Source organism: Mesorhizobium sp. WSM2240, assembly GCF_040438645.1.
Lineage (GTDB): Bacteria > Pseudomonadota > Alphaproteobacteria > Rhizobiales > Rhizobiaceae > Allomesorhizobium.
Map to the genome: position 1 here is coordinate 3,785,974 of NZ_CP159253.1, position 24,180 is coordinate 3,810,153.

20 protein-coding genes and 2 pseudogenes are annotated in these 24,180 nt (G+C 61.6%); 6 read left to right on the forward strand and 16 right to left on the reverse strand.

From position 1 onward, the window contains the following. Window positions 1–509 precede the first annotated feature (509 nt). Window positions 510–1,067 (forward strand): annotated as a pseudogene (locus ABVK50_RS18710) (serine hydrolase domain-containing protein). Here the strand turns inward: ABVK50_RS18710 and ABVK50_RS18715 are convergent. Further along, on the reverse strand, window positions 1,053–1,613 hold the full coding sequence (locus ABVK50_RS18715; RefSeq protein ID WP_353645149.1) for a tripartite tricarboxylate transporter substrate binding protein: 561 nt from the start codon (window positions 1,611–1,613) through the stop codon (window positions 1,053–1,055). The pseudogene ABVK50_RS18710 and the gene ABVK50_RS18715 overlap by 15 nt on opposite strands. Beyond that, a complete protein-coding gene (locus ABVK50_RS18720) occupies window positions 1,574–1,984 on the reverse strand; it encodes a hypothetical protein (RefSeq protein WP_353645148.1) in 411 nt (136 codons plus the stop codon). The genes ABVK50_RS18715 and ABVK50_RS18720 overlap by 40 nt, the downstream gene beginning before the upstream one ends. Window positions 1,985–2,206: 222 nt before the next feature. Here ABVK50_RS18720 and ABVK50_RS18725 point away from each other — a divergent pair, with 222 nt between their 5' ends. Next, on the forward strand, window positions 2,207–3,124 hold the full coding sequence (locus ABVK50_RS18725; RefSeq protein ID WP_353645147.1) for a LysR family transcriptional regulator: 918 nt from the start codon (window positions 2,207–2,209) through the stop codon (window positions 3,122–3,124). A gap of 494 nt (window positions 3,125–3,618) precedes the next feature. Here ABVK50_RS18725 and ABVK50_RS18730 read toward each other — a convergent pair whose 3' ends face one another. The 8 genes from ABVK50_RS18730 to ABVK50_RS18765 form a co-directional block, all read right to left on the reverse strand. After that, on the reverse strand, window positions 3,619–3,993 hold the full coding sequence (locus ABVK50_RS18730; RefSeq protein ID WP_353645146.1) for an MlrC C-terminal domain-containing protein: 375 nt from the start codon (window positions 3,991–3,993) through the stop codon (window positions 3,619–3,621). An 11-nt stretch (window positions 3,994–4,004) separates the two neighbouring features. Then, window positions 4,005–5,135, reverse strand: a complete 1,131-nt coding sequence (locus ABVK50_RS18735; RefSeq protein WP_353645145.1) for a M81 family metallopeptidase — start codon at window positions 5,133–5,135, stop codon at window positions 4,005–4,007. 30 nt (window positions 5,136–5,165) lie between these two features. After that, on the reverse strand, window positions 5,166–6,113 hold the full coding sequence (locus tag ABVK50_RS18740; RefSeq protein ID WP_353645144.1) for an ATP-binding cassette domain-containing protein: 948 nt from the start codon (window positions 6,111–6,113) through the stop codon (window positions 5,166–5,168). Next, complete coding sequence (locus ABVK50_RS18745) at window positions 6,110–7,027, reverse strand: ABC transporter ATP-binding protein (protein WP_353645143.1); 918 nt, start codon at window positions 7,025–7,027, stop codon at window positions 6,110–6,112. Before ABVK50_RS18745 ends, ABVK50_RS18740 begins: the two co-directional genes overlap by 4 nt. Beyond that, window positions 7,024–7,845, reverse strand: coding sequence for an ABC transporter permease (locus ABVK50_RS18750; RefSeq protein WP_353645142.1), 822 nt, complete (start codon window positions 7,843–7,845; stop codon window positions 7,024–7,026). The genes ABVK50_RS18745 and ABVK50_RS18750 overlap by 4 nt, the downstream gene beginning before the upstream one ends. Before the next feature lie 3 nt (window positions 7,846–7,848). Continuing rightward, on the reverse strand, window positions 7,849–8,784 hold the full coding sequence (locus tag ABVK50_RS18755) for an ABC transporter permease (RefSeq protein ID WP_353645141.1): 936 nt from the start codon (window positions 8,782–8,784) through the stop codon (window positions 7,849–7,851). Window positions 8,785–8,864: 80 nt separating this feature from the next. Then, window positions 8,865–10,457 (reverse strand): ABC transporter substrate-binding protein, encoded by a 1,593-nt coding sequence (locus ABVK50_RS18760; protein ID WP_353645140.1) that lies wholly within the window; start codon window positions 10,455–10,457, stop codon window positions 8,865–8,867. Window positions 10,458–10,526: 69 nt separating this feature from the next. Continuing rightward, a complete protein-coding gene (locus tag ABVK50_RS18765; RefSeq protein ID WP_353645139.1) occupies window positions 10,527–12,152 on the reverse strand; it encodes an amidohydrolase in 1,626 nt (541 codons plus the stop codon). Window positions 12,153–12,452: 300 nt separating this feature from the next. On the opposite strand from ABVK50_RS18765, the gene ABVK50_RS18770 reads away from it, so the two are divergent. Beyond that, window positions 12,453–13,397, forward strand: coding sequence for a LysR family transcriptional regulator (locus ABVK50_RS18770; RefSeq protein WP_353645138.1), 945 nt, complete (start codon window positions 12,453–12,455; stop codon window positions 13,395–13,397). Here ABVK50_RS18770 and ABVK50_RS18775 read toward each other — a convergent pair. The 3 genes from ABVK50_RS18775 to ABVK50_RS18785 all read right to left on the reverse strand — a co-directional run bounded on the left by ABVK50_RS18775 (window position 13,384) and on the right by ABVK50_RS18785 (window position 16,442). Continuing rightward, window positions 13,384–14,184, reverse strand: a complete 801-nt coding sequence (locus ABVK50_RS18775; RefSeq protein WP_353645137.1) for a M55 family metallopeptidase — start codon at window positions 14,182–14,184, stop codon at window positions 13,384–13,386. The genes ABVK50_RS18770 and ABVK50_RS18775 overlap by 14 nt on opposite strands. Continuing rightward, the gene (locus ABVK50_RS18780; protein WP_353645136.1) at window positions 14,181–15,209 is read right to left on the reverse strand and encodes a P1 family peptidase; all 1,029 of its coding nucleotides are present in this window, start codon (window positions 15,207–15,209) and stop codon (window positions 14,181–14,183) included. The genes ABVK50_RS18775 and ABVK50_RS18780 overlap by 4 nt, the downstream gene beginning before the upstream one ends. A 99-nt stretch (window positions 15,210–15,308) precedes the next feature. After that, the gene (locus ABVK50_RS18785) at window positions 15,309–16,442 is read right to left on the reverse strand and encodes a saccharopine dehydrogenase family protein (RefSeq protein ID WP_353645135.1); all 1,134 of its coding nucleotides are present in this window, start codon (window positions 16,440–16,442) and stop codon (window positions 15,309–15,311) included. A gap of 131 nt (window positions 16,443–16,573) precedes the next feature. On the opposite strand from ABVK50_RS18785, the pseudogene ABVK50_RS18790 reads away from it, so the two are divergent. Both ABVK50_RS18790 and ABVK50_RS18795 read left to right on the forward strand, forming a co-directional pair. Beyond that, window positions 16,574–17,002: pseudogene (locus ABVK50_RS18790) on the forward strand (Lrp/AsnC family transcriptional regulator); the annotation flags it as partial. 230 nt (window positions 17,003–17,232) lie between these two features. Next, complete coding sequence (locus ABVK50_RS18795) at window positions 17,233–17,943, forward strand: type 1 glutamine amidotransferase (RefSeq protein ID WP_353645134.1); 711 nt, start codon at window positions 17,233–17,235, stop codon at window positions 17,941–17,943. 388 nt (window positions 17,944–18,331) lie between these two features. Here the strand turns inward: ABVK50_RS18795 and ABVK50_RS18800 are convergent, their stop codons facing one another. The 3 genes from ABVK50_RS18800 to ABVK50_RS18810 all read right to left on the reverse strand — a co-directional run bounded on the left by ABVK50_RS18800 (window position 18,332) and on the right by ABVK50_RS18810 (window position 22,129). Next, window positions 18,332–19,933: an FAD-dependent monooxygenase gene (locus tag ABVK50_RS18800; protein WP_353645133.1), complete on the reverse strand. Its 1,602-nt coding sequence runs from the start codon at window positions 19,931–19,933 to the stop codon at window positions 18,332–18,334. A 694-nt stretch (window positions 19,934–20,627) separates the two neighbouring features. Next, on the reverse strand, window positions 20,628–21,626 hold the full coding sequence (locus ABVK50_RS18805) for a YihY/virulence factor BrkB family protein (protein WP_353645132.1): 999 nt from the start codon (window positions 21,624–21,626) through the stop codon (window positions 20,628–20,630). A 26-nt stretch (window positions 21,627–21,652) separates the two neighbouring features. Next, window positions 21,653–22,129, reverse strand: a complete 477-nt coding sequence (locus ABVK50_RS18810; protein WP_353645131.1) for a DUF992 domain-containing protein — start codon at window positions 22,127–22,129, stop codon at window positions 21,653–21,655. A gap of 699 nt (window positions 22,130–22,828) precedes the next feature. On the opposite strand from ABVK50_RS18810, the gene ABVK50_RS18815 reads away from it, so the two are divergent. Continuing rightward, entirely contained in the window at window positions 22,829–24,100 is a 1,272-nt protein-coding gene (locus ABVK50_RS18815) for a cation:proton antiporter (protein WP_353645130.1), read from the forward strand. Window positions 24,101–24,180: the final 80 nt, after the last annotated feature.

Here is a 24,180-nt window from a genome sequence, read left to right on the forward strand (position 1 = left end):
CGCCGCTCCACCCTATCAATTGGCATAAAGATAACGCCTTCCTGCACATGGCCGAGGGACTGCAATCTCGCAGTTTCATTTGCGGCCAGCAATCAAAATGACATCAGGGGTAGTGTGCCGCACCAGCCGGTGGCTCAAAATCTTGCGTGGTCAGGCCAGCTATACGCCAAGAGCGCCGTCGGCAGCTCCGCCGCTAGACGACTGCTATACGCCCACGATCGGCCGTAGCGATCAGCTTTGCCGGTTCCTGAAAGCAGACATCGCCAGCGACCATGCTGGAGGTTGCGGTTGCGCCATTTCGCCACACTCATAGCGGGACTCAAAAGCGGCCCTTCCCGCAATGGCTCGAGTCGACCCCTGAAGCAGAGCTTTGATTCCTGACGCGCAGGTCGTAATCCTCGCTACATGCCGAAAAGGATATTCCATTCAGCTTGGATCAGGGACGACGGCGTTAAAGGCTCTGCCGGGTCAGCTTCTGGCCTGTTTCCGTGGTGGAGCTCACCAAGACGGTGCTGGCGATTTGTGCCCTCCGTCTGGTCGAGGAGGGACGGCTCGATCTGGACGCATCTCGGCCAGGCAAGCCTTACACGCTCCGGCATCTCCTACAACATAGAGCGGGGTTACCCGATTATGGTTTGCTGAAGGCCTACCGCGATGCCGTTGCCCGAAACGACGTTCCCTAGTCCCGCCAACATCTCTTTGAAGCCGTGGGTGTGGATCGGCTCGACTTTCCGCCTGGGACAGGCTGGACCTACAGCAACATCGGTTACATGTTTATCCGGAACGCCATTGAAGAGGCCACGGGTCTGAGTTTGGCAGCAGCCCTTCGGGAGTTGGTGGTTGAGCCTTCGCAGGCATCTTCAGCTAGGTTTGCGACGAAGCCTTCGGACTTTGGAGACATGTTTTGGCCTGCTGTTCGGACCTACGATCCGCGATGGGTCTATCACGGTTGCCTGATCGGTACGCCGATGGATGCGGCCAAGGTGCTGCATGCCCTCTTCCGTGACCAAATCCTGTGGCCCGACGCGGCGCGTCGTGCCCCATGGCGGTCACTAGCCAGCAGGTAGTTGAGGATTTCCATGGCGGAGGCTTGCCTGATCAGCGGTTGGCATGTCCTCGTAAGCGATGTCGGTCAGGACAAATCCGGCGCCTTCCATCTGCTTGACGAATTCCGGGTCGGCATTGATCTGGCTGATGATCTCCGAGAGCTTGACCCGGATTTCCTCAGGCGTGGATTTGGGAACCGCAACGCCGCGATAGGCGCCGCCGACAAGATCGATGCCGATTTCCTTGAAAGTGGGAACGTCCGGAAACGCCTTAACGCGCTCTTCCGACGCGACGGCGAGCATGCGCATGCCTTCGCTGTTGTTGACCCCCGAGGTCACATAATTGAAACCCGCCATCGTCTGGCTGCCGAGGATGGCAGTCACGGCAGGCCCCGTTCCGCTGAACGGCACATAGGTCGTTGTCACGCCCGTCATCTCGTCGAAGCGCTGCTGGGCAAGATGGTTCGACGTGTTTGAGCCCGATCCGCTGAAAGTCACCAAACCCGGATTCGCCTTGGCGTGGTCGATCAAGTCCTGCAGCGTCTGGAACTCGCTTGCCGCCGGCACGAAGATCGCGTCAGGCGTATAATGGAGAAATGGACATGCGTCAGGTCGTCGGTCTCATAGCCGACGTCCTTCTCGATCGGCTGCAGGATCGTGTGGGGCAGATTGGTCCCCATGATCGTATAGCCGTCCCCTTGCATGGAATTGAGCTGCGACCAGGCCTGCGCGCCCCCCGCGCCTGCCATGTACTGGATGACGGCCTGCTGGCCGGCATATTTTTCGAAGAATGGCTGCTGGAAGCGCGCCGAGATGTCGGACTCGCCGCCAGCGTTGAAGGCAATTATATAGTTGATGGGCTTTTCGGGATATTCAGCTGCCGCCGGCGTCATCAGGGCAACAGTCGCCAAAGCGGCCGCGAAAGCGAGTTTGCGCATTTTTCCTCCACGTCTTTCTCTGCTTCGAACCGCAACTTCGCGCACGATCCGACTTCCACCTCCGGCCACCATCGGCCAGAAGCTGCTTCCTCCCTGCAACACGAGATCGGCGCCCGATCCTCTCAGACGGCCAGCCTGTGCTGCCAGAGCACCCACTTTAGTTTTTCCCCGCAGCGACTATAATTTCTGATTTCTCATTTCATTATGTCGTCGGGGTTCATAATGGCATATGAAAGCGACCTTGCATTCTTTGTTCTTCTGGCCCGGAAGGGAAACCTTTCGGCAGCCGCACTCGAGCTAGGTCTCTCGCCGCCGGCAGTGAGCAAGAGGCTCGCCAAGCTCGAGGACCGCTTAGGCGTGCGGCTCCTTCACCGCACCACGCGCCGCGTCAGCCTGACCGGCGAGGGCGAAGGCTATCTCACCAGCGCGATCCGCATCCTGCGCGATATCGAAGAACTGGAAGGCAGCATCGCGACAGCGCGGGAAAACCCGAAAGGATTGCTGCGCGTCAACGCCACTTTCGGCTTCGGCCGGGAGCATGTCGCCGCCGTCGTGTCGGCGTTCGCGCATCTCTACCCCGACCTAGAGGTGCAGTTGGTCCTGACCGATGCCCTGAACCTCGTCGAGGAAGGCTTCGATCTCGGCATACGCTTCGGCGATCTGCCGAATTCGCGTCTGAACGCCAAAAAGCTGCTGCGAGACCGCAGGTTTCTCTGCGCTGCTCCGAGCTATCTTGCCAAATACGGGTCGCCGAAGCAGCTCGAGGATCTTGCCAATCACAATTGCATCGTGCTGCGGCAAGACCGGGAGACCTACGATGTCTGGCGATTCCAGCGCAGGGGCGACACCGAATCCGTCAAGGTGAGCGGAACGCTCAGCAGCAATGACGGCGAGATCGCGCTGAAATGGGTGCTGGACGGCCACGGCATCATGCTTCGCTCGGAATGGGACATCGCACACCATGTGAGCGAGGACAGATTGCGTCTCGTTCTGCCGCGTTACGCCCATGCCGATGCCGATATCTATGCCGTCTATCCGGAACGGCACAATCTGTCGGCCAAGGTCCGCCTGTTTGTGGACTTCCTTGCCAAGCAATTGCGCGAACGATCCATCGGCGCGCGGCCGTTACGGCCTTCTTGAGGGCGATGCCGTGTAGGAAGGTGCGTCCCGTATCTCGGATGGTAATTAGGCGTTTGGCTAGCAGCGGACGTTCGGCTGGTCGCTATGAAGGAGGGCGCGCTGCGGCCGCTGTCCATCCTCACCGACGGGCGATTGCGAGATATGAGCAAGACCGAGCGCAGCGAAACCGACGTTGTTTATCAGGAGCAATGTGCCGGAACAACAGGAGAGTGTCCGGACCAGTGCCGGGCCGACAACACCGCGCCGAGGCGCTACGAAGCGGGCTGTTCGCATCCACCCTTGCGCCTCCCGGGGGCGGTCGCGCCATCGCCGACATCAGCCGCAGATCAAAATCCCCATAGACATCGCCTGTGGCCCGCGAGTTCCTGCATGAGAGGCTTTCGTACGCCTGCCGGCACCCGAAACCCTTCACCAAAGCCGACTGACCTAGCCCGCAACTCGATCGGCAGCTATGTGCCGCCAACTCGAAGCTAATCGGCTGCCGCGCGTGAAGGTCACGCCTCGGGCCGCCCCTGCCGCTCGAAATCCCTGTCGAGCGGCCAGAGCGGGCGCGGCACGCGGATATAGGGACGCCGCTCCGCCCGCGGTGTCGCCAGCGCGCCCGCATCGCAGACGATGACCTTGCCCACGATCGGCTCGAAGGCTGCGCGAAAATGCTGCATCGACTTCAAGGCGAGCACCCGGCGCTCCCTCGGTTCGATGCCAAAGGCGCGCAATTGCTGCAGGTCGACCATCTGTTGCGACTCCGAAACGACCAGGACCTCGATCCCGTCGACGTCGATTACGGCGGTCGGCCCGAAGCTGTGCGCGAGTCCCCCTTGGATCTGTCCGTCGCCGACATAGGCGCCGTCCGAAAGTCCGCGGATCACGCCCGTGACCGTCAGCGGGCCTCCGCCGAATCCGGCGCGCCCTTGCCGCCGATGGTGACCGTCACGGTGTCACCTTGCTTGCGACGATGCAGTTCCGCTGCCGCCTCGGCGTCGACCATCGGCGAAAACACAGCGCCCTTCACGCCCGCATCGAGCAGGCCTTTGAGCAGCGCGGTCGAGTCGCCGTAGGAGCCGGCGCCCGGATTGTCGGCGTAGTCGGCGATGACGAGCGGCCTGTCACCCTCCCAGGCAAGCGCCTCGGCGGCGGCATCGTCGACCTCGAAGAAAACGGTGCGCTTTTTCGTACGCCCCTGCCAGATCCGGTCCGCGAGTTCCTCCGTCACATGCCGGGCGGCTGCTTCGGCACCGGGAGCGTTTCTGTCATAGGTCGCTAGAACCGTGGGGCCTACACAGGAGACATCCGCCCCGGTGAAACCCGAATTGACGGAGACCGCGAGCAGCCCTTGAGCCTCGGCCTGGCGGGCGCGGTCGTAAAGCGCGAGAGTCTCGGGAATGTCGGTGCGGCCGGAATTCACCTCGTCCAGCATCGGCACATGCGCCCTGACGGTACGCGGCGCGATCTCGCCCTTCATCGCACGATCCAGGATGCGGGCGGCACGCGCGCCGATCTCGCGCATGTCGACGTGCGGATAGGTCTTGTAAGAGACGAAGATCTGCGCATGCCGGACCATGTCCTCGGACACCATCGCATGCAGGTCGAGCGTCACCGCGATGGGAATGTCCGCTCCGAGATCCGCCCGCAAAAGGCCGAGCAGATAGCCTTCCCCGTCATCGCAGAAGTCGGGCACCATCGAACCGTGAAGGCCGAGAAGCACACCGTCGAGCCGGCCCTTGTGCGATCTTGCCGCCTCCAGAATGACGCCGGCGATGTGGTCGTAGGCCGCCCTCGTCACCCGTCCGCCGGGTACGGCATGGCCCGAGATCGCATGGATGACGTTCCAGCCGGCGGACTCGGCCACGTCCATGAAGCCGGCCAACTCAGTGTTCGCGTTGCGCCGGGCGCGGATCGCGTCGTCGCCGTAGAACAACGCATCCACCTGAAACTGGGGCAGGTCGGTGCGAAAGCGCGAGAACGTATTGCTCTCGTGCATGAATTCGGCGGTGAGAACGGCAAATGGCATCGGCAGTCTCTTATTGCTATTGCAGGCTTATTAGGCGAGGCGGACACGGTGGCTCTCGCCGATCTGGACAAGCGCGCTCGGCTCTGATTGTTCGTCAGGGTCCGGACGGCGTGAAATATCGGGCGAGAAGCGCGACGCGTCGGGAATAGGTGCTGCATCCGGCAAGCCGCGCGCGCCGGTCAGGATCGCATCGGGATCGGGAACCGAGCCGATCAGGCGGCGCGTATAGGGGTGCGTCGGGCGGCTGAAGATCGAATGCCAGTCGCCCTCTTCCACCACGCGACCGAAATACATGACCGCGACACGATCGCTGACGTGCTCGACCACGCTCAGATCGTGAGAGATCATGATGTAGCTCAGACCGAGCGTTTCCTGCAGGTCCATCAAGAGGTTGATTATCTGCGCCTGGATGGAGACATCCAGGGCCGACACCGGTTCGTCCAGCACCAGGATCTTGGGATCCAGCATCAGGGCCCGCGCGATGCCGATCCGCTGCCGCTGCCCGCCGGAGAATTCATGCGGGTAACGTTCGGCGTGATCCGGCGTCAGGCCGACACGCCTCAGCATGTCAGCGACACGTTCGCCGGCCTCGCGTCCCTTGGCGATCCCGTGCAGCGCAAGCTGCGCAGACAGCATGCGGCCGATGGTCTGGCGCGGATTGAGCGATGCATAGGGATCCTGGAAGACCATCTGGGCGATGCGCGCGCGATCCTTGCGCCCGGGCGCTGCGGCCCCCGTCAACGGCTTGCCCCGAAACAGGATTTCTCCCGAGGTCGGCTCCTGCAGGCCCATCACGGTCAGCGCGGTGGTGGATTTGCCGCAGCCGGACTCACCGACGATGGACAGGCACTCCCCTTCGTTCAGGGTCAGGTTTACGCCCTGGACGGCGCGGAGCGTCCGTTTTCGCCCGAGCAGCGACTGGCGCGGCAAGGGAAAGTGGACGTTGAGGTCGCGGATTTCCAGCAAAGGCGGGTTCATGCGGTTGCCCCCATACGGAAACCGCGCGGCGTAGTCAGCGTCGGCGCGTCACGCCCCCGCTCCTCACTGGCCACGACCTGATCGAGTTCGGCCAGACGGCCGCGTCCGGCGAGCGTTCGCGAACCCAGGCGCGGGCGCGCCGCGAGCAGGCCGCGGGTATAGGGATGAAGCGGATTTTCGAACAGAGTCCGCGTATCCTGTTCCTCGACTAGTCGACCTTGATCCATGACACCGACGCGCCGGCACATATTGGCAATCACTCCGAGGTCATGGCTGACGAGCAGCACGGCTGTTCCCTCGGCCGTGCAAAGCTCGGCGATCAATTCCAGCACGCCCGCCTGTACCGTGACATCGAGCGCGGTGGTCGGCTCGTCCGCGATCAGCAGGTCGGGGCGACAGGCCAGTGCAATCGCGATCATGACGCGCTGGCGCATCCCCCCGGAGAGTTGGTGAGGGTAGGACCGCGCGCGCTCCTCGGGCGACGGCACCCGAACGCTTTCCAGCGCCTCGACGGCTTTCCGGCGCGCTTCCGGCCACCCCATGCCGCGGTGGACGACGAACATTTCGGCGATCTGCCGGCCGATCGTCGCCAGCGGATTGAGCGCCGTCATCGGCTCCTGAAACACCATCGCCATGCGGTCGCCGCGCAGGCGGCGCCTTGCACGGCTGCCGAGCTTCAGGACGTCCTGGCCCTGGAAAATGATTGAGCCGCCCGTAACTTCCAGCGGGCGCTTCAGCAGCCCCATCACCGACAGCCCGGTGATGCTTTTCCCGGAGCCGGATTCTCCCACAAGCCCGTAGGTTTCCCCTGGCAGGATGTCGAAAGACACGTCGTGAAGGAGTTCGTTGTGCCTGCCGATGCCGATATGCAGGTTACGGACGGAGAGGACGGGATCGGGAAGAGTACTGCTCATGCCTTCCGGGTCCTCATATGAGGGTCGAGCATGTCGCGCAGCCCGTCACCCAGCAGGTTGAAGCCAAGGACCGTGATGAAGATCGCCAGCCCGGGAAAGATGGAGGCCCAGGGCGCGGTACGGATCAACTCACGTGCGTCGGTAAGCATGTTGCCCCAACTCGGCTGCGGCGGTCGGATGCCGACGCCGAGAAAGGACAGCGCTGCCTCGGCCAGAACCGCGCCGCCGATCCCGAGCGTCGCGATGACCAGGACGGGGCCGAGGATATTCGGCAATATCTGCGTGCGCATGATGTTCGTGTCGTCAAAGCCGGCCGCCCGCGCCGCCTGCACAAAACCCTGGTTCTTGAGCGAGAGCGTAGAACTGCGGGCGATGCGGCAGGTCCAGGACCAGTTGGTCAGGCCGAGCGCAATCAGGAGGCTCGGCAGGCCCGGCCCCAGCACCGCCATGATGGCGAGCGCGAAAACCAGGGACGGGATCGCCAGCATGACGTTCGTCAGCCCGTTCACGAGATCGTCCCACCAGCCGCCGAAATAGCCGGCCGAAACGCCGAGCGCCGTGCCGATGATCGAGTTGATCAATTGCGAGACCAGACCGACGGTGAGCGACACCCGCGCGCCGTAGAGGACGCGGGAAAAGACGTCGCGGCCCTGCCCGTCGGTGCCCAGCCAATGGTCCCAGCTTGGCGGCATTTCGGAATTCATCAGGTCCGCGTCGAACACTGGATCGTAGGGTGCGATCCAGCCGGCGCTGAGCGCGGCGGCGACAACGAGCAGCGCCAGCGCCAGCCCGAAGATGAAGTTGAAGCGCAACCGCATGAATCAAGTCACCTTGATGCGCGGATCGATGGCGGCATAGGCGACGTCGACCAGCATGTTGATGACAAGGAACCACAACACGATGACGATGACCGTGCCCTGAACCACGGGAATGTCGCGCGTCGACACGCTGTCGACCAGGAGCGATCCGATCCCCGGCCAGGAAAACAGCTTCTCGATGACGATCGCCTGCCCCATGAGCGAGCCGATCTGCAGGCCGAGCGTGGTCAGGATCAGCACCAGCACGTTGCGGGTGACATGGGCGCGCACCAGGCGCGGCTCGGACACACCCTTGGCGCGCGCCGTGCGCACGAAATCGGCGTTCATCACGTCCAGGACGCCGGCCCGGGTGGTTCTGGCCAGGAGCGCCATCGGCGATACGCCGAGCGCGATGGCCGGCAATATGATGTATTCGATACTTCCGGCCTGATAACCGAAGCTGGGCAGCAGGCCGAGTTGCAGCGCGAAGACATACATCAGAAGCAGGCCGAACCAGAACTCGGGAAGGGACAGGCCGGAAACCGCCATCATCATCGTGCCGGTGTCGAAGATGCTGCCTGGCTTCAGCGCGGCGAGAAATCCCAGCGGGATGCCGATCGCCGCGGCGAGCGCCATCGCCGCCAGCGCGAGCTTTATGGACGGCCAGAGCCGCGGCTCGATCACATCCCACACCGGCGAGCGTGTCCGGTAGGAAATTCCAAGGTCGAAATGCGCCAGCCCCCACAGATAGTCCCACAAGCGGACCAGCAGAGGCTTGTCCAGCCCGAACTGTTCATTCAGATGCGCCAGGACATCCGCATTCATGACGTTGCGCCCCTCCGCCATCAGGCTCGTTATGAACGAACCGGGGACGACGCTGAATATGACGAAGATGACGATGATGACCGCCAGCAGGGTCGGAATCATCTGCAGCGTGCGACGGATGATAAAGCGCAACATAAGCGGGTTCTGCCTCCAATGGGCGGGCGCCGTGCGGCGGGCGGAACCGTGCAACCGGTCCCGCCCGCTATGTCATTTCGCTAATTGCGCGATGCGGGCGCGGTGTCGTCGATCCAGATGTCTTCGTAGTCTTGGATCGCCAGTTCCGCACCGTTCGGCTTCAGCCCGTGGACCCACGGCTGGTAGGCCATCACGGCCTTGTTGTAGTTGAAGAACCAGATCGGCGCTTCTTCCTGCAGCAGGTTGTTCGCCTGCCTCAGCCGATCGTTCTGTTTTGCCGGGTCGGTTTCGTTGCCCGCCTGATCGATCAGCTTGTCGAAATCGGCATTGGAGAACTTGACGTAGTTGCAGGCGTTCTGCGGGGTCTTCGAATAGAAGCAGGTCAGGTATTTCAGCGGATCCGGACCGGACGAGTTCGACCAGATATAGGCCTCGAAATTGTCGGACAGGATCTTGTCCGACAGAACCGAGCCGTCCACCGGATCCGTCGTCACCGTGACGCCCACCTTGGCCAGCATCGGTATGATCGCCTCGACGATCGGAACGCCCCAGCTTTCGTTCGGCGTGGCGGTCACCGAGAACTTCAGGCCGGTCTCGTATCCCGCTTCCTTCAGCAGTTCCTTGGCTTTTTCCGGATCATAAGGATAGGGCTTGGCATCCTTGTCGAAGGCCGGCGATGAAATCGGCAGCCAGGACACTGCGGGATAGGCCTTGTTCTTCGCCAGCTTCTTCACGATCAGGTCCTTGTCGATCGCGTAGTTGATCGCCTGACGGACGCGCTTGTCCTTGAACGCCTCGATCTTCGGATTGAAGCCGATATTACGGGTGTAGACCTCGGCCACCTCGAGAATGTGATCCTTCAGCGCCGGATCCTGGCCATAGGCTTCATATTGCACGGGCCCGAGAATGCTGGCGTCGATTTCGCCATTGCGAAAGGCCACGTCGCGAGCCGCTGCTTCGCCCATCAGCATGATGTCGAGCTTGTCGAGATGAGGCTTGCCCTCTTCATAATAGTCGTCGAACTTGACCATTTCGACCTTCGAGCCCGGAACGTAGTTGACGAGCTTGAACGGGCCGAGGCCGTTCGGCTTGGAGGCAAGCTGATCTTCGGGATAGTCCTTGGAATAGATCGGCGCGAAGTTCGACATCAGGTTCCAGCCGGGATTGGCCAGATTGATGAAGGTGATCTGGATGGTCCTGTCGTCGATCTTCTTCAGCCCGGAAATATGGTCGGCCTTGCCTCCCTGGAATTCGGCGACGCCTTCGATCTGCAGCATCTGCTCGGCGCCCGGCAGCGCCTTCTTGGGATCGGCCAGGCGGTTGTAGGACCAGATCACGTCATCGGCGTCGAGCTTGTCGCCATTGTGGAAGGTCGCTTCCTTGAGCTTGTAGGTATAGGTCTTGCCGTCGTCCGACGTGTCGACCGATTCCGCGAGGTCGAGCTCGGGCTTGCCGGTCTCCGGGTTCCATTTGTAGAGGGATCGGTTGATCGCCTTGGCGACGATCTCGTCCTGCGTATGCGGCGTCGCCGTGATGTCGAGCGAAGTGATGGAATTGCCGTAAGGCGCGGCGAACACGAATCTCCCGCCGTCCTTCGGCGTGGCGTCCTGCGCCAGCGCGGCGGTCGCTGTTCCAAGCGCAAGCGCCGCTATCAAGCCAAGTCTGGTCAACATCTTTGTGTTCCTCCCTGTGGGTTCGTCCTTCATTTTCGCTCCAGGACCGGGCGTGCCAGGCGCCCCGCCTCAGCCTCTGTCATGGACGATACGCCCATCCAGAATCGTCATCTCGCAGTGCGTGTCATGCAGGATCGTTTCGGGCTCGGCCGTCAGCAGATCGTTCGAGAACACGGCGATGTCCGCCAGCATTCCAGGCTCCAGCCGGCCCTTCACTCTTTCCGCGTCCTGGGAATAGGCGCCATTTTCCGTATAGGCGCGTAGGGCCTGTTCAGGCGTCAATATCTCGGAAGCGTCCATCACCGTGCCCTTGTGGGTCTTGCGCGTCAGCATGGCGTATAGGTCCGGGAAGGGATTGGGCGAACAGACCGGCGAATCGCTGCCGGTGGACGACTTCATTCCCAGGCGGTCCCAGGTGGCGATCGGATAGGAGGAGAGCCCGCGCTCGGGTCCGAGAACCGTAACGTAGGCGTCGCCGAAATCGTAGATGAAGGCCTGCTGCGACGCGGGCAGAATGCCCGCCTCAAGCATCCGCCGGTTGAGCGCATCGTCGACATAGCCGCAATGCTCGATCCGGTGACGGCGCTTGTGATTCGGATCAGCGACGCGCACGCGCTCGTAGGCGCGCACGAGTTGATCGATGGCAGCGTCGCCGATGCCGTGGCAGACCATGGTGTAGCCCATCGCGGTATAGCGGTCGACCAGTTCGAACAGCTGGTCATCCGACAGCATCCGAACTCCGAAATTGTTGGGCTGTCCCACGTAGGGTCGGCGCATCCATGCGGTACGTCCGCCGGCCGAGCCGTCGGTGAACACCTTCACTCCGCCGATGCGGAACATGTCGCTGCCGACCCCGGTGACGAAGCCAGCGGCATGGCAGGGCTCGACGATGGACGAACCGGGATCGCCCAGCAGCGTCGCCCAGACGCGGACCGGCAGGCGGCCGCTTCTCTCGGCTTGGTGATAGGCCTCGATTTCGGTCATGCCGTCGACCTGACCGACAGCCGCATCCATGCAGGAGGTGATGCCGAACTGCAAAAGGTGCCGGCCGCCCGCTTCGATGGCGTCGACGATCTCGGCGAGAGAAGGCGTCGGCTGAACCTTGCGAACGAGGTCTAGAGCATTCTCCGCCAGCATTCCGGTCAGTTTTCCGTTCTCCCGCCCGATCAGGCCGCCATCGGGATCGGGCGTGTCGATATCGATTCCGGCCAGCGCCAGCGCCGGCGAATTCACGACCGCGACATGCCCACAGGCCCGCGTGACCGAAACCGGATGATCGGGCAGAGCGGCGTCGAGTTCCTGTATGGTGGGCATCAGGCCGTCTGGATAGCGGGTCTGGTCAAATCCGCGTGCCATGACCCATCTGCCTTTTGGCGTTTTGGCCGCACGTACCTGCAATGCGGCCAACAGCGCGGCGCGAGTCGGCGCGGCGTCGGGTGTGGCGTCGACCTTGCCGCGCAGCAGCCCTGTCGAGATCAAATGCAGATGTGCATCGTTCAGGCCAGGCATGGCAAAGCGCCCGGCCAGATCGATGACCTTCGTCCCCGGGCCGATCAGCGCCTCGATGTCGGCGTTCGAGCCGCTGGCCAACACCTTGTTGCCAAGGACCGCAATCGCCTCAGCGACCGGATTGCCGTAGCCGATCCAGATTTTGCCGCCATGCAGAACGAGATCGGCCTGGTTCGTGGAGTTCATACTTTCTTTTCTTTTCTGCCCTGGTCACGAATGCCGCCCTGCCGTCACCGATAAGCCGCGCAATCGTCTTTGCGTCGGCAGCGTATTGAGGCTCCGGCCGGTCGACGTGGAAATTCGAAACTGTTGCCCTCCCGAATGCCCGCTTCCGTTGCGAGCTGTTCGTTTTGCCTACGTTGGGATGTCCGTAGCCGCATGGCCAATTCGCTTTTCGCACTCTCCCATGCAAAATTTGCATAACACAGCAATTGTATGGATATTGCCGCGTCTGGCCCGACCGATGGCAACCGCAAGGGAGGCGGCATGGAAATCAAATGGCTCGAGGATTTTGTGACGCTTGCGGAAACGTCGAGCTTTTCGCGGGCGGCTGAAGTCCGCAATGTCACCCAGCCCGCCTTCAGCCGACGCATCAAGCAGTTGGAGACATGGGTCGGGGCGCCACTCATTAGTCGAGCCACCATGCCCGCCGAACTGACGCCGGCCGGGCGCAACTTTCTGGTGATGGCGCAAGATGCAATCAGGATGTTTTATTCGGTGCGCGAATCGCTGCGCCCGCCCGCGGAGCAGGGGCTCATACGCTTTGCGGCCCTCCATACATTGACCATCACCTTCTTTCCGGTCTGGCTGCGGGAGTTGCAGCGGAACACTCACAAGTTTGGCACGTCCTTCATCGCCGACAGGGGCGGCATCGAAGCGAACCTTGCTGCGCTGACGGACGGCGAAGCCGACTTCTTCCTGACCTATGCACATCGCGAAGTGCCATTTCACCTCGATCGCGAGAAATTTGCCTATCTGACGATCGGATCGGACCGGCTCATCCCCGTTGCGGCGCCGGAATTTCGTCTCGACAAATCGGCCGCGCCTGCAGCAGGCATTCTGGACAATCCGGATACGGCGAAGCTCGCCCTGCCCTATCTGGGCTACGGTTACAGCTCTTTCTTTGGCGTCGCGCTCGGAAACCTTTTCGCGAAGCACTCGCCGTTCCGACGCCAGACGGTGCATGAAAGCACGATCAGTGCAGGTCTCAAGGAGTTGGCGCTGATGGGTGCGGGCATCTGCTGGCTTCCGGAAAGCCTAGTCGAGGAAGACATTTCCAATGGTCGTCTCGCCGCCTGCTCAAACGACTGCATCTGGACGCTCGATCTCGAGATCCGGCTGTACCGCAGCTCGGAAAAGACCAGCAGCGCCATGGTGGAAGCGCTCTGGCAGGCATCAAAGGGACTGGCGAAAGGCCTCAGCTCTTCATAAAGCGGTAGGCTCGCAAGATTTCAAAGTACTCGTCCGATACAAAGGCGACGGCACGCGCCCCGTCCCGGCGAACGCCTGGGTACCATGAGGCACGGTAGGCATCGACGGGATTGCTGAATTCGATGACGATCTCGATTCTTTCCGGAATCCGGGGCACAGCCTGCTGCGCCCCGTCACACAGCGCCCTTTCGACGGCTTCCCGTATGGCGGCTCGCGCCGCCGCCGGCGCAAGAGAGATGGTGGCTGCGCCGACTCCCTTGGAGGTCTCGACTGTGGCTATCCCCGGAACGAGGGCTCTGGCGTCTGCGCAAATGCCTTCATCGCCGGAAAGAAATGCCGACCGAACACCATACCGCGCGGCGCACAGTGCATTCAACGTGAATTCGGAGGCCGTCTCCCCGTTCAGGGTCAGGCGGGAAATACGCAATGTCGATGTATGGGCGAGCGGGTTGTCCTCCGCGCCGGCCTTGGAATGATAGCCCGTATAGAGCGCGGCATCGAAGCTTTTGTCGATGCCGAACATCATTGCGTCCGGATGCCCGGACCAGCCCCTCACGATGCGCACAAAGGGCGGCATATGCTCGAGAATGAGGTTGCGCCCGCTGTCATGCGCATCCTTGATCACGATTTCGGTCGCACCGGCTGCCTGCGCGCCGTCGCAGGCGGCCAGGACCTCCGCCGTCATCAGTTCGCGGAATTCCTTATGGTCGGCATGAGTTCTTTCCGCCTCATCCCAGGACAGGATACCTGCCGTGCCTTCGATATCGGCCGAAATGAAAACTCTCATCCTCGTTCCCTCAACCATTCGCTCAAGGCCGGAAATCTGCGGCCATTTCGCCCGACCACGCTTTCTGCCGCGCACATTGCGTTCAGCACGGCTTCGGCCGTGGCTTCCACGACGGCTTCGAAAACGGGGTCGATGTGTCTGTCATCGAGACGCGCCATCGAGCTGAACGGCGAAGAGGGGACATGCGGCAAGGGATCGGCGGTCGTGAAGGCGATGGCAATGTCGCCGCTGCCGTGCCCCCAGTACGAACCAAGGCGGGCGATGCCGGCGCCGGCCCGGCGCGCAACGCGGTTAAGCTGCCGGTCGCCGAGCGGGATGTCGGTGCCGAGAATGATGATGATCGACCCGCTTTCAGGCGGGCTGAGCCCTTTCGGATCGGCCATGCGCCCATCGGGGAGGATGAGATCCCCTGCTCTGCCGAAGTTCGACAGGACCAGGGCGCCGAGCGTGAAGCCGCGATCCTCGATCTTCACATGCCGGGATGAGCTTCCGATGCCGGCCTTGAAGCCGAAAGACGTCATCCCCGCCCCGGCGCCGATGCTGCCCTGCTCGACCGGTCCGACGCTCGCGGCATCCAACGCGGCCTCGGCGTCCTGCCGGGCAACCGCCATCGCCTGAATATCGTTGATGCTGCCATCGTTGCATTCGCACACGACAGGATTGACTGTGCTGGTTTCGCGGCCGATCTCCGGATTGGCGGCGATGGCCCTCTTGATCAGCGCTTCAACGCATGGCGCGACCGAGAATGTGTTGGTCAGAAGGATCGGCGTTTCGATCGCACCCAGTTCGGCCAGTTGCATGAGACCCGCAGACTTGCCGAAGCCATTGATGATCTCGACTGCCGCCCTGACCTTGGATTTGAAGAGGTCGTCGCCATGTGGCAGTACGGCCGTGACACCTGTCGCCAGCCCATCGGCGAGGATCGTCTTATGGCCGACCAGGACACCCGGCACGTCGGTAATTGCGTTATTGTGGCCCGGCGCCAGCCGCCCTACGCCAAGGCCGAAGTGCCGCGCTATCCCCATTCTCAAATCACGCTCATCACGCAGGCGCCGCTCGTCAGACCGCTTTCCGATTCAGCTCTTCAAGAGCTGCCCGGAGATAGATTTGCTGAAGACGGCGTGTCAATGGACCAGGCTTGCCGTTTCCAATGCTGTGGTCGCCTGTTGTGCGTGCATCGAATTGGGATCGTAAACACGGCCAAACCGGTTGCCGAGGAAATCCGAAAGCGCGATTTCCTCCTGGCGCACGAAACCCCTGGCCGCCAGCTTTCCTTGGGCAAGCAGGTCGACGACGGTGGCGATGCCGGCCGCCGTCGTTATCTGTATCGCGCTCATGCGCCTGCCCGCAACAAGGCCAGCGTAGATCTTGTTGGCATATGTCTCCTGAAGATAGCGGCCGTCGCGCCACCCGCAGACGGTGACGAACACCACCACAACATCCTGCATGGTCGATGGAAGGGCGTTCTCGAACAGATCCTTCAGCACATCGCGGCGGTTCCGGAGGTTCAGGTCGTTCAGCAATGCCTTGATGATAGCCTGATGGCCGGGATAGCGGATGGTGCGGTAGTTCATGGTGCGGACGCGGCCCTCAAGGGTCTTCGCTAAAGTGCCGAGCCCGCCCGACGTGTTGAAGGCTTCGTACGTCACGCCATCGAGCGAGAACTCTTCTCGCTCTTCCAGCGCCGGCACGGTCACCAATTTGCCTTCGACGATGGCCTCGCAGTGCTCGATGTACTCGTTGATGAGCCCGTCGGTGCTCCAGGTGAGATTGTAGTTCAGCGCGTTGGACGGATATTGCGGTAGCGCGCCCACACGCATGCGCACGCTGTCGAGCCTGTCGAATCGCGCCGCAAGGTCGTTGGCGACGATGGAAATGAAACCTGGAGCCAAGCCGCACTGGGGAATGAAGGCGATATCGGCGCCCTTTGCCAACTCTTCTACTTTCTTCGTGGTGGCGACGTCCTCGGTAAGGTCGAGATAGTGGATACCGGCCTTACGGGCAGCTTCAGCGATTCTGCCCGTCAGCGAGAACGGCGCCGCCGAGAGCACGGCGAACTTGCCTCCGAGGCAGGCCAGCAGGCCCTCACGATCGGTGATGTCGACGTCCGCAGTGCTTACCGCAGGGTGGCGTTCGATCTTCTCCAACTGCTCCGCGCTGCGGTCCGTCACGAGCACCGCGTAGTCTCCGGTTTGCGCCAGCATCGAGGCTATAGCCCCGCCTATCTTGCCTGCGCCGATTACCGCCACCTGCTTCATGCTGACCCCTTTGCAGCTGCAAGTTTCGGAGTGTATGGAGGCGGGTGACGATTTATAGCGGCGGAATATTCAGTTGTCAGCTTGAGATTGGTCAGTTTGACGATAGTTCTCGGCAGGTTGACGAGATGGCGATACGGCTCACCGGGAAGGATTGGGAACTGCTGGCGCTGCTCGGAGCGAACGCCCGCATGCCTGTCTCGACATTGGCGAAGAAGCTGTCGTTGTCTCGCACGACGGTGCAAGCGAGGCTAGAACGGCTGGAGCATGAGGGCGTGATTGCCGGCTACGGCGTCAGATTGTCCGAACTATACGCGTCAGGCCTGATCCAGGCACATGTCCTCATAACGATCGCACCGAAAACCTTGGCGCAAGTCGTTGCGGCCTTGGAGCGCGTCCAGGCAGTTACGACGCTCCACTCGGTTAGTGGCTCCTTCGACCTGATAGCTATCATAGCAGCCCCATCGATTGTCGAGCTGGATCGGGTTATCGATGAGATCGGAACGCTTCAAGGGGTAGAGCGGACCATTTCGCTCATTGTTCTTTCGACGCGCATAGCACGTCGAATGGAGATGAAATCGGACGTCCCCAGCACTGAGCGTCTGAAGCTCCTGGATGAAACGAAATGAAACTGCGAGCCCAAGGCGTCAGGGGTCGGAGTGCCGTGCAGCGGATGTAGGGTTCCTATGGATGACAAGGTTGTTGCCTGATCACGGTTGCAGTGCGACGGACTTCAATGCATGTCCTCGATGCCCACGATCGCCGCGTACTCCACGCTCATGGAAATCTTCTCATGACTCGCGTCCTCATCCTCGTTAACAGCACCGGCTCCAAGCCGGGTCTTCTTGTGCCGTGGCTCCTCGGGCGCGATGTCGAATTCAACGTGCGCATCGGTGCCGTGAGCGGCTCTCCGACGCCCGACGATCTCGATGATTACGACGGACTAGTGCTCCTCGGTGGGGGATACATGCCCGACGACGTCGCGCGCGGTCCCTGGCTCGCGGGTGAGGCGGATCTCACGCGAGCGGCACTCGCGCGGGGAACACCTTTGCTGGGGATCTGCCTCGGCGGACAAATGCTCGCGCATGTGGGCGGCGGCACGGTCGCTGCGAACACGGGAGTACCCGAGAAGGGGTCGACCCGCATAAGGCTCACAGCTGACGCCGAGAACGACCCGGTCTTCTCAGCTGTGCCGAAGGAGACCGCTTTCATCGAGAGCCACGTTGATCGCATCACCGTACTTCCCCGCGGGGCGGTGCTCCTAGCGTCAAGCGAGGCGTGCGAGTTCCAGGCGTTCCGCCTCGGACCGGTCGCGTGGGGTACGCAGTTCCATCCCGAGATGAGTGCCGAGAACGTGCGCGAATGGAACGCCGCGGAACTCGCGACGCTCGGATTCGACAAGGAGACGCTCGTCGCGGAGGCCGAGGCGGCGGATGTGGCAATGCGGAGGGACGCCGAAGCACTTGTTGGAGCGTGGGTACAGGTCGTCCGCTCCCGCGGGTGAGGTCTCTGGTCGCCCAAGCGTTCTTGCCAATCGAGTTGATCGATCAAGCGGCAGAAATTGCCGAAAGCCTGTCCGATGATGTCGTCACGATGCACCCAATTCCAGGCCCAGATTGCAACGAGCTTATGCGTGAAACTCCCCAAGGCCGCATTGATACCTAAACAAAACGTCCAAGTGCAACGTACTGGCCATGGAAGTCCGGCAGTCGGAACGTCCATAGGAAACGGAATTATCCTTTCCCGGCCCGCACCTTCATGTTCGAAATTCCTCGCCGAACTCCCTTGTCAGCCTCAGTGTGCAAAGGGCGTGCATCTGGCTGATCTTGCAAAGTAGACAGCACCCTCCCTCAACGGTGCCGATGACGCGACATCTCGCACGGTCGAACAAGTTAGATGGACAAGACGCGTTCCAGATAGCCGGTGAGGCCGGGCGCCCGCCAAGATGGTCCGCGCCATGCGATATAGCCGTCCGGCCGCACCAAGATGGCGCGCGCGTCGCTTCCATAGGCGTCAACGAAGCCGCCCTCAGCGTCCAAGAGCCCAGCCAGATAGGGCGTGCCCGGCAGCTGCGTTCTGGCGATCGCTGCCACGCGTACGAACGGTTCCCATTGTTCGCGGAAGGCCTTGGCGAAAGCGATGGCGTCATCCGCCTCGCCATCGGCTACCCGCAGCAGCAGCACGTGCCTAGTGCCTTTCAGCACGTCGAACAGCCGCAGCGGAAAACCGAGCCCCTCCCGCTGCAGTCCCTGCACGTCGGGCGCGCGATCCCCCGCCGCCGGCCCCGCCATTTCCACCGACGCCTCATCGCCGACCAGCGGCGAGCCGCGATACGAGACTAGGATCTGCGTGTCGGCCATTCGGTCCGGCGCCTTGCGCTTCTCGCGCCCGTAATTCTCACTCGCCGCCTGGGTGCGCATGAGCACTTCAGCGCCGACCGGCTGGCGCTCCGCATCGTAGCTGTCCAGCAATTCGGCTTTCCCTTCGCCGCGCACGACCAGCGCCAGCTTCCAGGCGAGGTTGTAGGCGTCCTGGATACCGGTGTTCATCCCCTGCCCGCCAGTCGGCGGATGGATGTGTGCGGCGTCGCCGGCGATGAAGACCCGGTCTTGCCTGTAGCGTGCTGCCAGCCGCATACTGATGCGGAAGATCGAGGACCAGCGCAGATCCGACAGTTTCGGCTTACCGGGCAGCAGGTCGTCGGCGATGGTTTGCAAGTCGGACAGCGAAGGTCCCTTCAACTCTGCCTGTATGCCGTGGTCGGTGCCGCCGGTCGGGACCAGGGAAGGCGGAGCGAGCATGGAGACGCGGTAGCGTCCCGGCTCGGGCAGCGGGATCGCGATGAACATGTCCAGCGGACCGCCCTCGATCGGGCGCACCACACGGAACGCCATGCCATAGGGCAGGTCCCAGCCGATATGCACGTCGCCCAGCATGAACGGCCAGGGATAGGCGTCACCCTCGAAATCGATCCCGAGCGCCTTGCGCACCGCGCTGTGCGCGCCGTCGCAGCCGATGACGTAGGTGAAGCGCGCCTCCTCTGTCGATCCATCCGACTTCCGGATGGTCACCGTCACGTCTTCACCATTCTGGCTGAGCGCGGTAAGTTCGCAGCCGCGCTCGATCGTGACGCTGAAGCCTGCAAGATGCTCCGTCAACACACGTTCAGTCTCGTATTGCGGCAGGCCGAGCTGCGAAAACGGCAGGCCGAGCGGCTGCCCCGCCACGTCCAGCGGCGGCTGGTCGGCGATCACCGATCGCAGGCCGGTCAGCCACAGCCCGCGATCGATCATCGGCCTGGCGATACCCATATCTTCCCACCCTTCGAGCGTGCGGGGCGTGACGCCGATGGCGCGACAGAAGGGTGATGGCGCAGTCGCGCGATCGATCAGCCGGCAGCGCACGCGGTGCCGCGCCAGTTCCCCAGCCATGGTCAGTCCAACGGGACCGGCGCCAACCACCAAAACCTGGTCTGCCGAGTTTCCTAAGGCCATGTTGTTCCCCTAACTGTAGTTTCGATCATTACGTCGGCGATCGTCGTGGAGCTTATACCGATTGGCAGAGCTACGGGCTTGTTGGAGCCTTGGCACTCGGATTCGTCGGCCTCTTAGCTGGCGGATTCCCTCAGTTCACCGTCGCTTCTGTTGCGATTGCTAACTTAATCCCGCCCGAGCTTGAACAGATGTAAGCACTCTGAGTTTCAACAATGAGGCCAATTTCACACCGCCAGCTGTTGGTACACCAGAAGGCGTAAGCTGCCTTCGGCTATCGACCTCCTCCCGATCGTACAACGAAGCCGACATGAAGGTCCGCTTCACAGATTTCGGGACTCCAGAAGTTGGATCAGACTGGCGCCCCCGATCATCCGATCGGGCTGATGGAAGGGGGCAAGCCCGGCCATGGTTGGCGTGTCGCCCTCTATTCCTGTTCTATTACATAGCAAATGACCGTCACATGAGGCGCATCGCATCGTGTCTTGAGGCCGCGCATCACTTTCTGGTCCCTGACGATGAGGCCATGACCTTGTCGAAGCGCAGCTGCCCTGCATCGGGGAAAACTGAGATGCGGTTTGCGCCGAGGCTGATCTCGGCGAAACCGATCGCAAAACATTTCTGGGGCCGCCAGTTCCTCAATCCGTTCGCCTTCACCAGCCTCGACGGCAAGGCTGCCGCGCATCGCTGACATGAGTCATGGCTTCTCGGTCGATGACCTGCCGATCGTGTCGGCCATCCTCGCACCACGCGATCCGAGCGGCTGCGGCTCTCCGGTCGTGGTGTCCTTTGCGGTCTGGTGTTCCAGCTCGGCGTTGAGTTCGGCTCCAAAGAGCAGGATCATGACGGAAATCCAGACCCAGACCATGAAGCCGATTAGAGCGCCAAGGGTACCGTAGGTCGCGTTGTAGTTGGCGAAGTTCTCCAGGTAGAACGAGAATGCCATCGACGAGGCTACCCAAACCACCGTTGCAATTCCGGAGCCCCAAGTGAGCCACCGCCATTGTGGGCGCTCACGGCTTGGACCAAAGCGGTAGATTAGCGAAATCGCTGTGGCGATAACGACTAGCAGGACCGGCCAGCGCAGCAGGTTGACGAGAGTCTCCGCCCACCGGCCGAGGTTCAGGAAACCGAGCACGGCCGGCACTACCCCCACTGAGACCAGGAACAGGATGCCGACGAGCATCGAGCCGATGGTGAATGAGAATGTGACAAGATGCAGCCGAACCAGGCTGCGCTTTTCCTCTTCTTCATGAGCAATATTCATCGCCTGAAAGGCGGCTTTGACCCCGTTATTGGCGCTCCACAGCGCGATGGCGAGTCCGGCGACTAACCCGACGCTTAGCGCATTGGTATCCTGATCGGCGAGCGATTGAAGCTGGCCGCGGATGATGTCCATGCCACCTGAGGGAAACAGTTGGCCCAGAAAAGAGATATGGTCGGCAATCGTCTGCGGGTTGGCCACAAAGCCGTAAAGCGAGACGAAAGCCGCGAGGGTCGGAAAAAGCGCAAGCAGCAAATAATAGGTGACACCCGCCGCGATCAGCATCAAGCGATCCTCACTGCTCTCGCGAGCCACCCGCCACAGCACATCCTTCCAACCGGCAAGTGGTATTCGCGATGGGCCGGCCGCCTGCCGGCCGCGGCCCTGTTCACGAGCGCGTCGGCTGGTCACCGCGTCCACCGAACGTGTCATCGTTCAGCTCATCCTCTAGGCCCTCATCACGCTGAGTTCGAGTTCGAGGATCGACAGGGCGGCATTGACGAATCGGGGGCAGCGGTGAGCGGTTTGAGGCGGATTGACGATTGCGCTCCACCGACCAGGCCATACTCTGACTCGGTGCCCATGGATCCTACATAGCGTCCTTGGAGATGGCTGGCGGGGGTGTCCACCGAGGGGCCGAACACGGTCCAAACCATTACGATCTGGCCCTGATCCGGTACGGATGCCCCAAGCCGCTTAACGATGCCCCGGAGGTTTGCGCGCGGAGCCCTGACCGGTTCGAAATCGCAGGACAACTCCCGCTCAATTCCGAACGGCTCCTCCGAGGCGGGAGAAAGCACGCAGGTCAGGGTTCCCATATAGGCGGTCGGGGTTTGTGCCCACGATGCCGGCGTTGTGACGAACACGCCGCTGATCGTCATCGCGGGCGCCAACGCCAATGCAACCGCGGTTGAGATCATCCTCGCGTGTGTCATCGCACTCTCCTTGTATTGCAGGGTGTAACAAATGCGGAACCTGCGGCGCTGGTAATTGTTCCGACTCGTTGATTTCGTCTAAAGGTCGCATGGTGCAGCAGAGGGTACCTAGCGGCTGCCGTGCCCTGCTCCACTATCCAGCGAAGTCGTGCGCATCCCAGCTTGTCATGCGCAGTCGTTCTTGTCGTCAAGGGCCCGGTATGTCGGTTCACATGTCTGTCTTAAGCTGGCAATGTTATCGCCAACCGTATTCTGCGCTGTCACAGCGGCTGCGCGGTTCGAGCCGCAGCTCGCTTCGTGTTGCCGTCAGTCTCGCTAATCGCAATGTGACGGTGCAGCGGGCGTCATCCACTGATTGTCGACAAGGCGCGCTTCTGTCCGGATGGAGCCGCGCAAGTTGAAGTGATCCGCCGTGAAGCGCAAGACACCATCGTGATGCCGGCTAATTACAATTACCCGGCTTGACAACTGCAGGTCACGCCAACACTGACCATCCCAGGATCGATCCGGTAAGGGTGATTGTAACCTGCGAGCCAGTTCTGGGCCTCTATGCGACCGACCCAACGACGAAGTTCAAGCGGGGAATCATCTCGGAGGCACAAGCCAGTCGTATGTTCCGGAACAATTTGCCGGTTCGCTTGGCCATAGGATAGAGGTTACCACAGACGCATCGGCTGGGCGGAGGAGACCTACGCGATAGTGGATTCCTATTTTCTGCTTCTAGCGGTCTCTGGGGTCGTAGTTCTTCTGACTGCATGGCTGCCTCTTATCCTCAAGGAACTTCCGCTTTCACTGCCGATGGTGTGCATTGGGATTGGGGCCCTTCTGATCCTGTCGCCATTCTCACCAATCGTTGGCTTCAATCCCCTGGAGAACCGCCATCTCACGGAACGGCTCACGGAGTTTGTGGTCATTGTCTCCCTAATGGGTGCGGGGCTGAAGCTGGACCGGCCGATCAGTTGGGGGGCCTGGGGATCCACATGGCGCCTGCTTGGCATCGCCATGCCGTTGACAATCACGGGAATTGCTCTGCTCGGCTGGGCAGTCCTGGGGCTGGGAGTTGCTGCTGCGCTTCTTTTGGGCGCGGCTCTCGCCCCAACAGATCCGGTCCTGGCGAGCGATGTGCAGGTCGGGCCGCCGCAATCAGGGAAGGAAGATGAGGTGCGCTTCGCCCTTACCTCCGAGGCAGGCCTGAATGATGGCGCAGCCTTTCCGTTTGTCTATCTCGCTATTGCGATTGCCCTGTCGCAAGCCTCTGGCGGGCGGCCATTTCTGGCGGACTGGTTTCTCATCGACGTCGTTTGGAAGGTCGTAGCCGGTGTGGCAATTGGATGGGTTGGTGGAAAAGCCATGGGCTTTCTCGTGTTCCGAATGCCCAATCGTACCGGACTCTCCGAAACCCGAGACGGCTTCGTAGCGTTGGGGATAACCTGCCTTGCCTACGGCACCACTGAGTTGGCGAACGGCTACGGCTTCTTGGCTGTGTTCGTTTCAGCACTTGCTCTTAGGTCAGTAGAGCGTCGGCACAATTACCATGAGAACCTTCATACCTTTGCCGAACAGGTTGAGCGGTTGGCCATGATGATCTTGTTGGTGTGCTTCGGGGCTGCCATTGCGGAAGGGTCAATCTTTGGGGCGCTCAGCTGGCCAGTCATCGCCGTCACCGCGCTGGTCCTCTTCGTTGTCCGGCCGCTATCGGGCTGGATCAGTCTGGCAGGGTATCCAGCATCCTCACCCGAAAAGGCGGCGATCGCATTCTTCGGCATCCGTGGGCTCGGCTCATTCTACTATGTTGCCTATGCCCTTGGTCAGGCAGAATTTGAGGGGACGCCAATCGTTTGGGTGACCGTTTGCAGTGTGGTTCTCGTCTCAATCGTCATCCACGGCGTTCTCGTTACACCGGTGATGCGGCACCTTGATTACGACAGACCCGCGCGGCCGGTGGCAAAGAAAAACCCGCCCCCTTCATAACCAGTCCAGCTCCCGAAGAAGCGCTGTACCGCCATCGCGTCATCTGAGTAGGCGATATGCTGGAACCGCACTCCAATGGC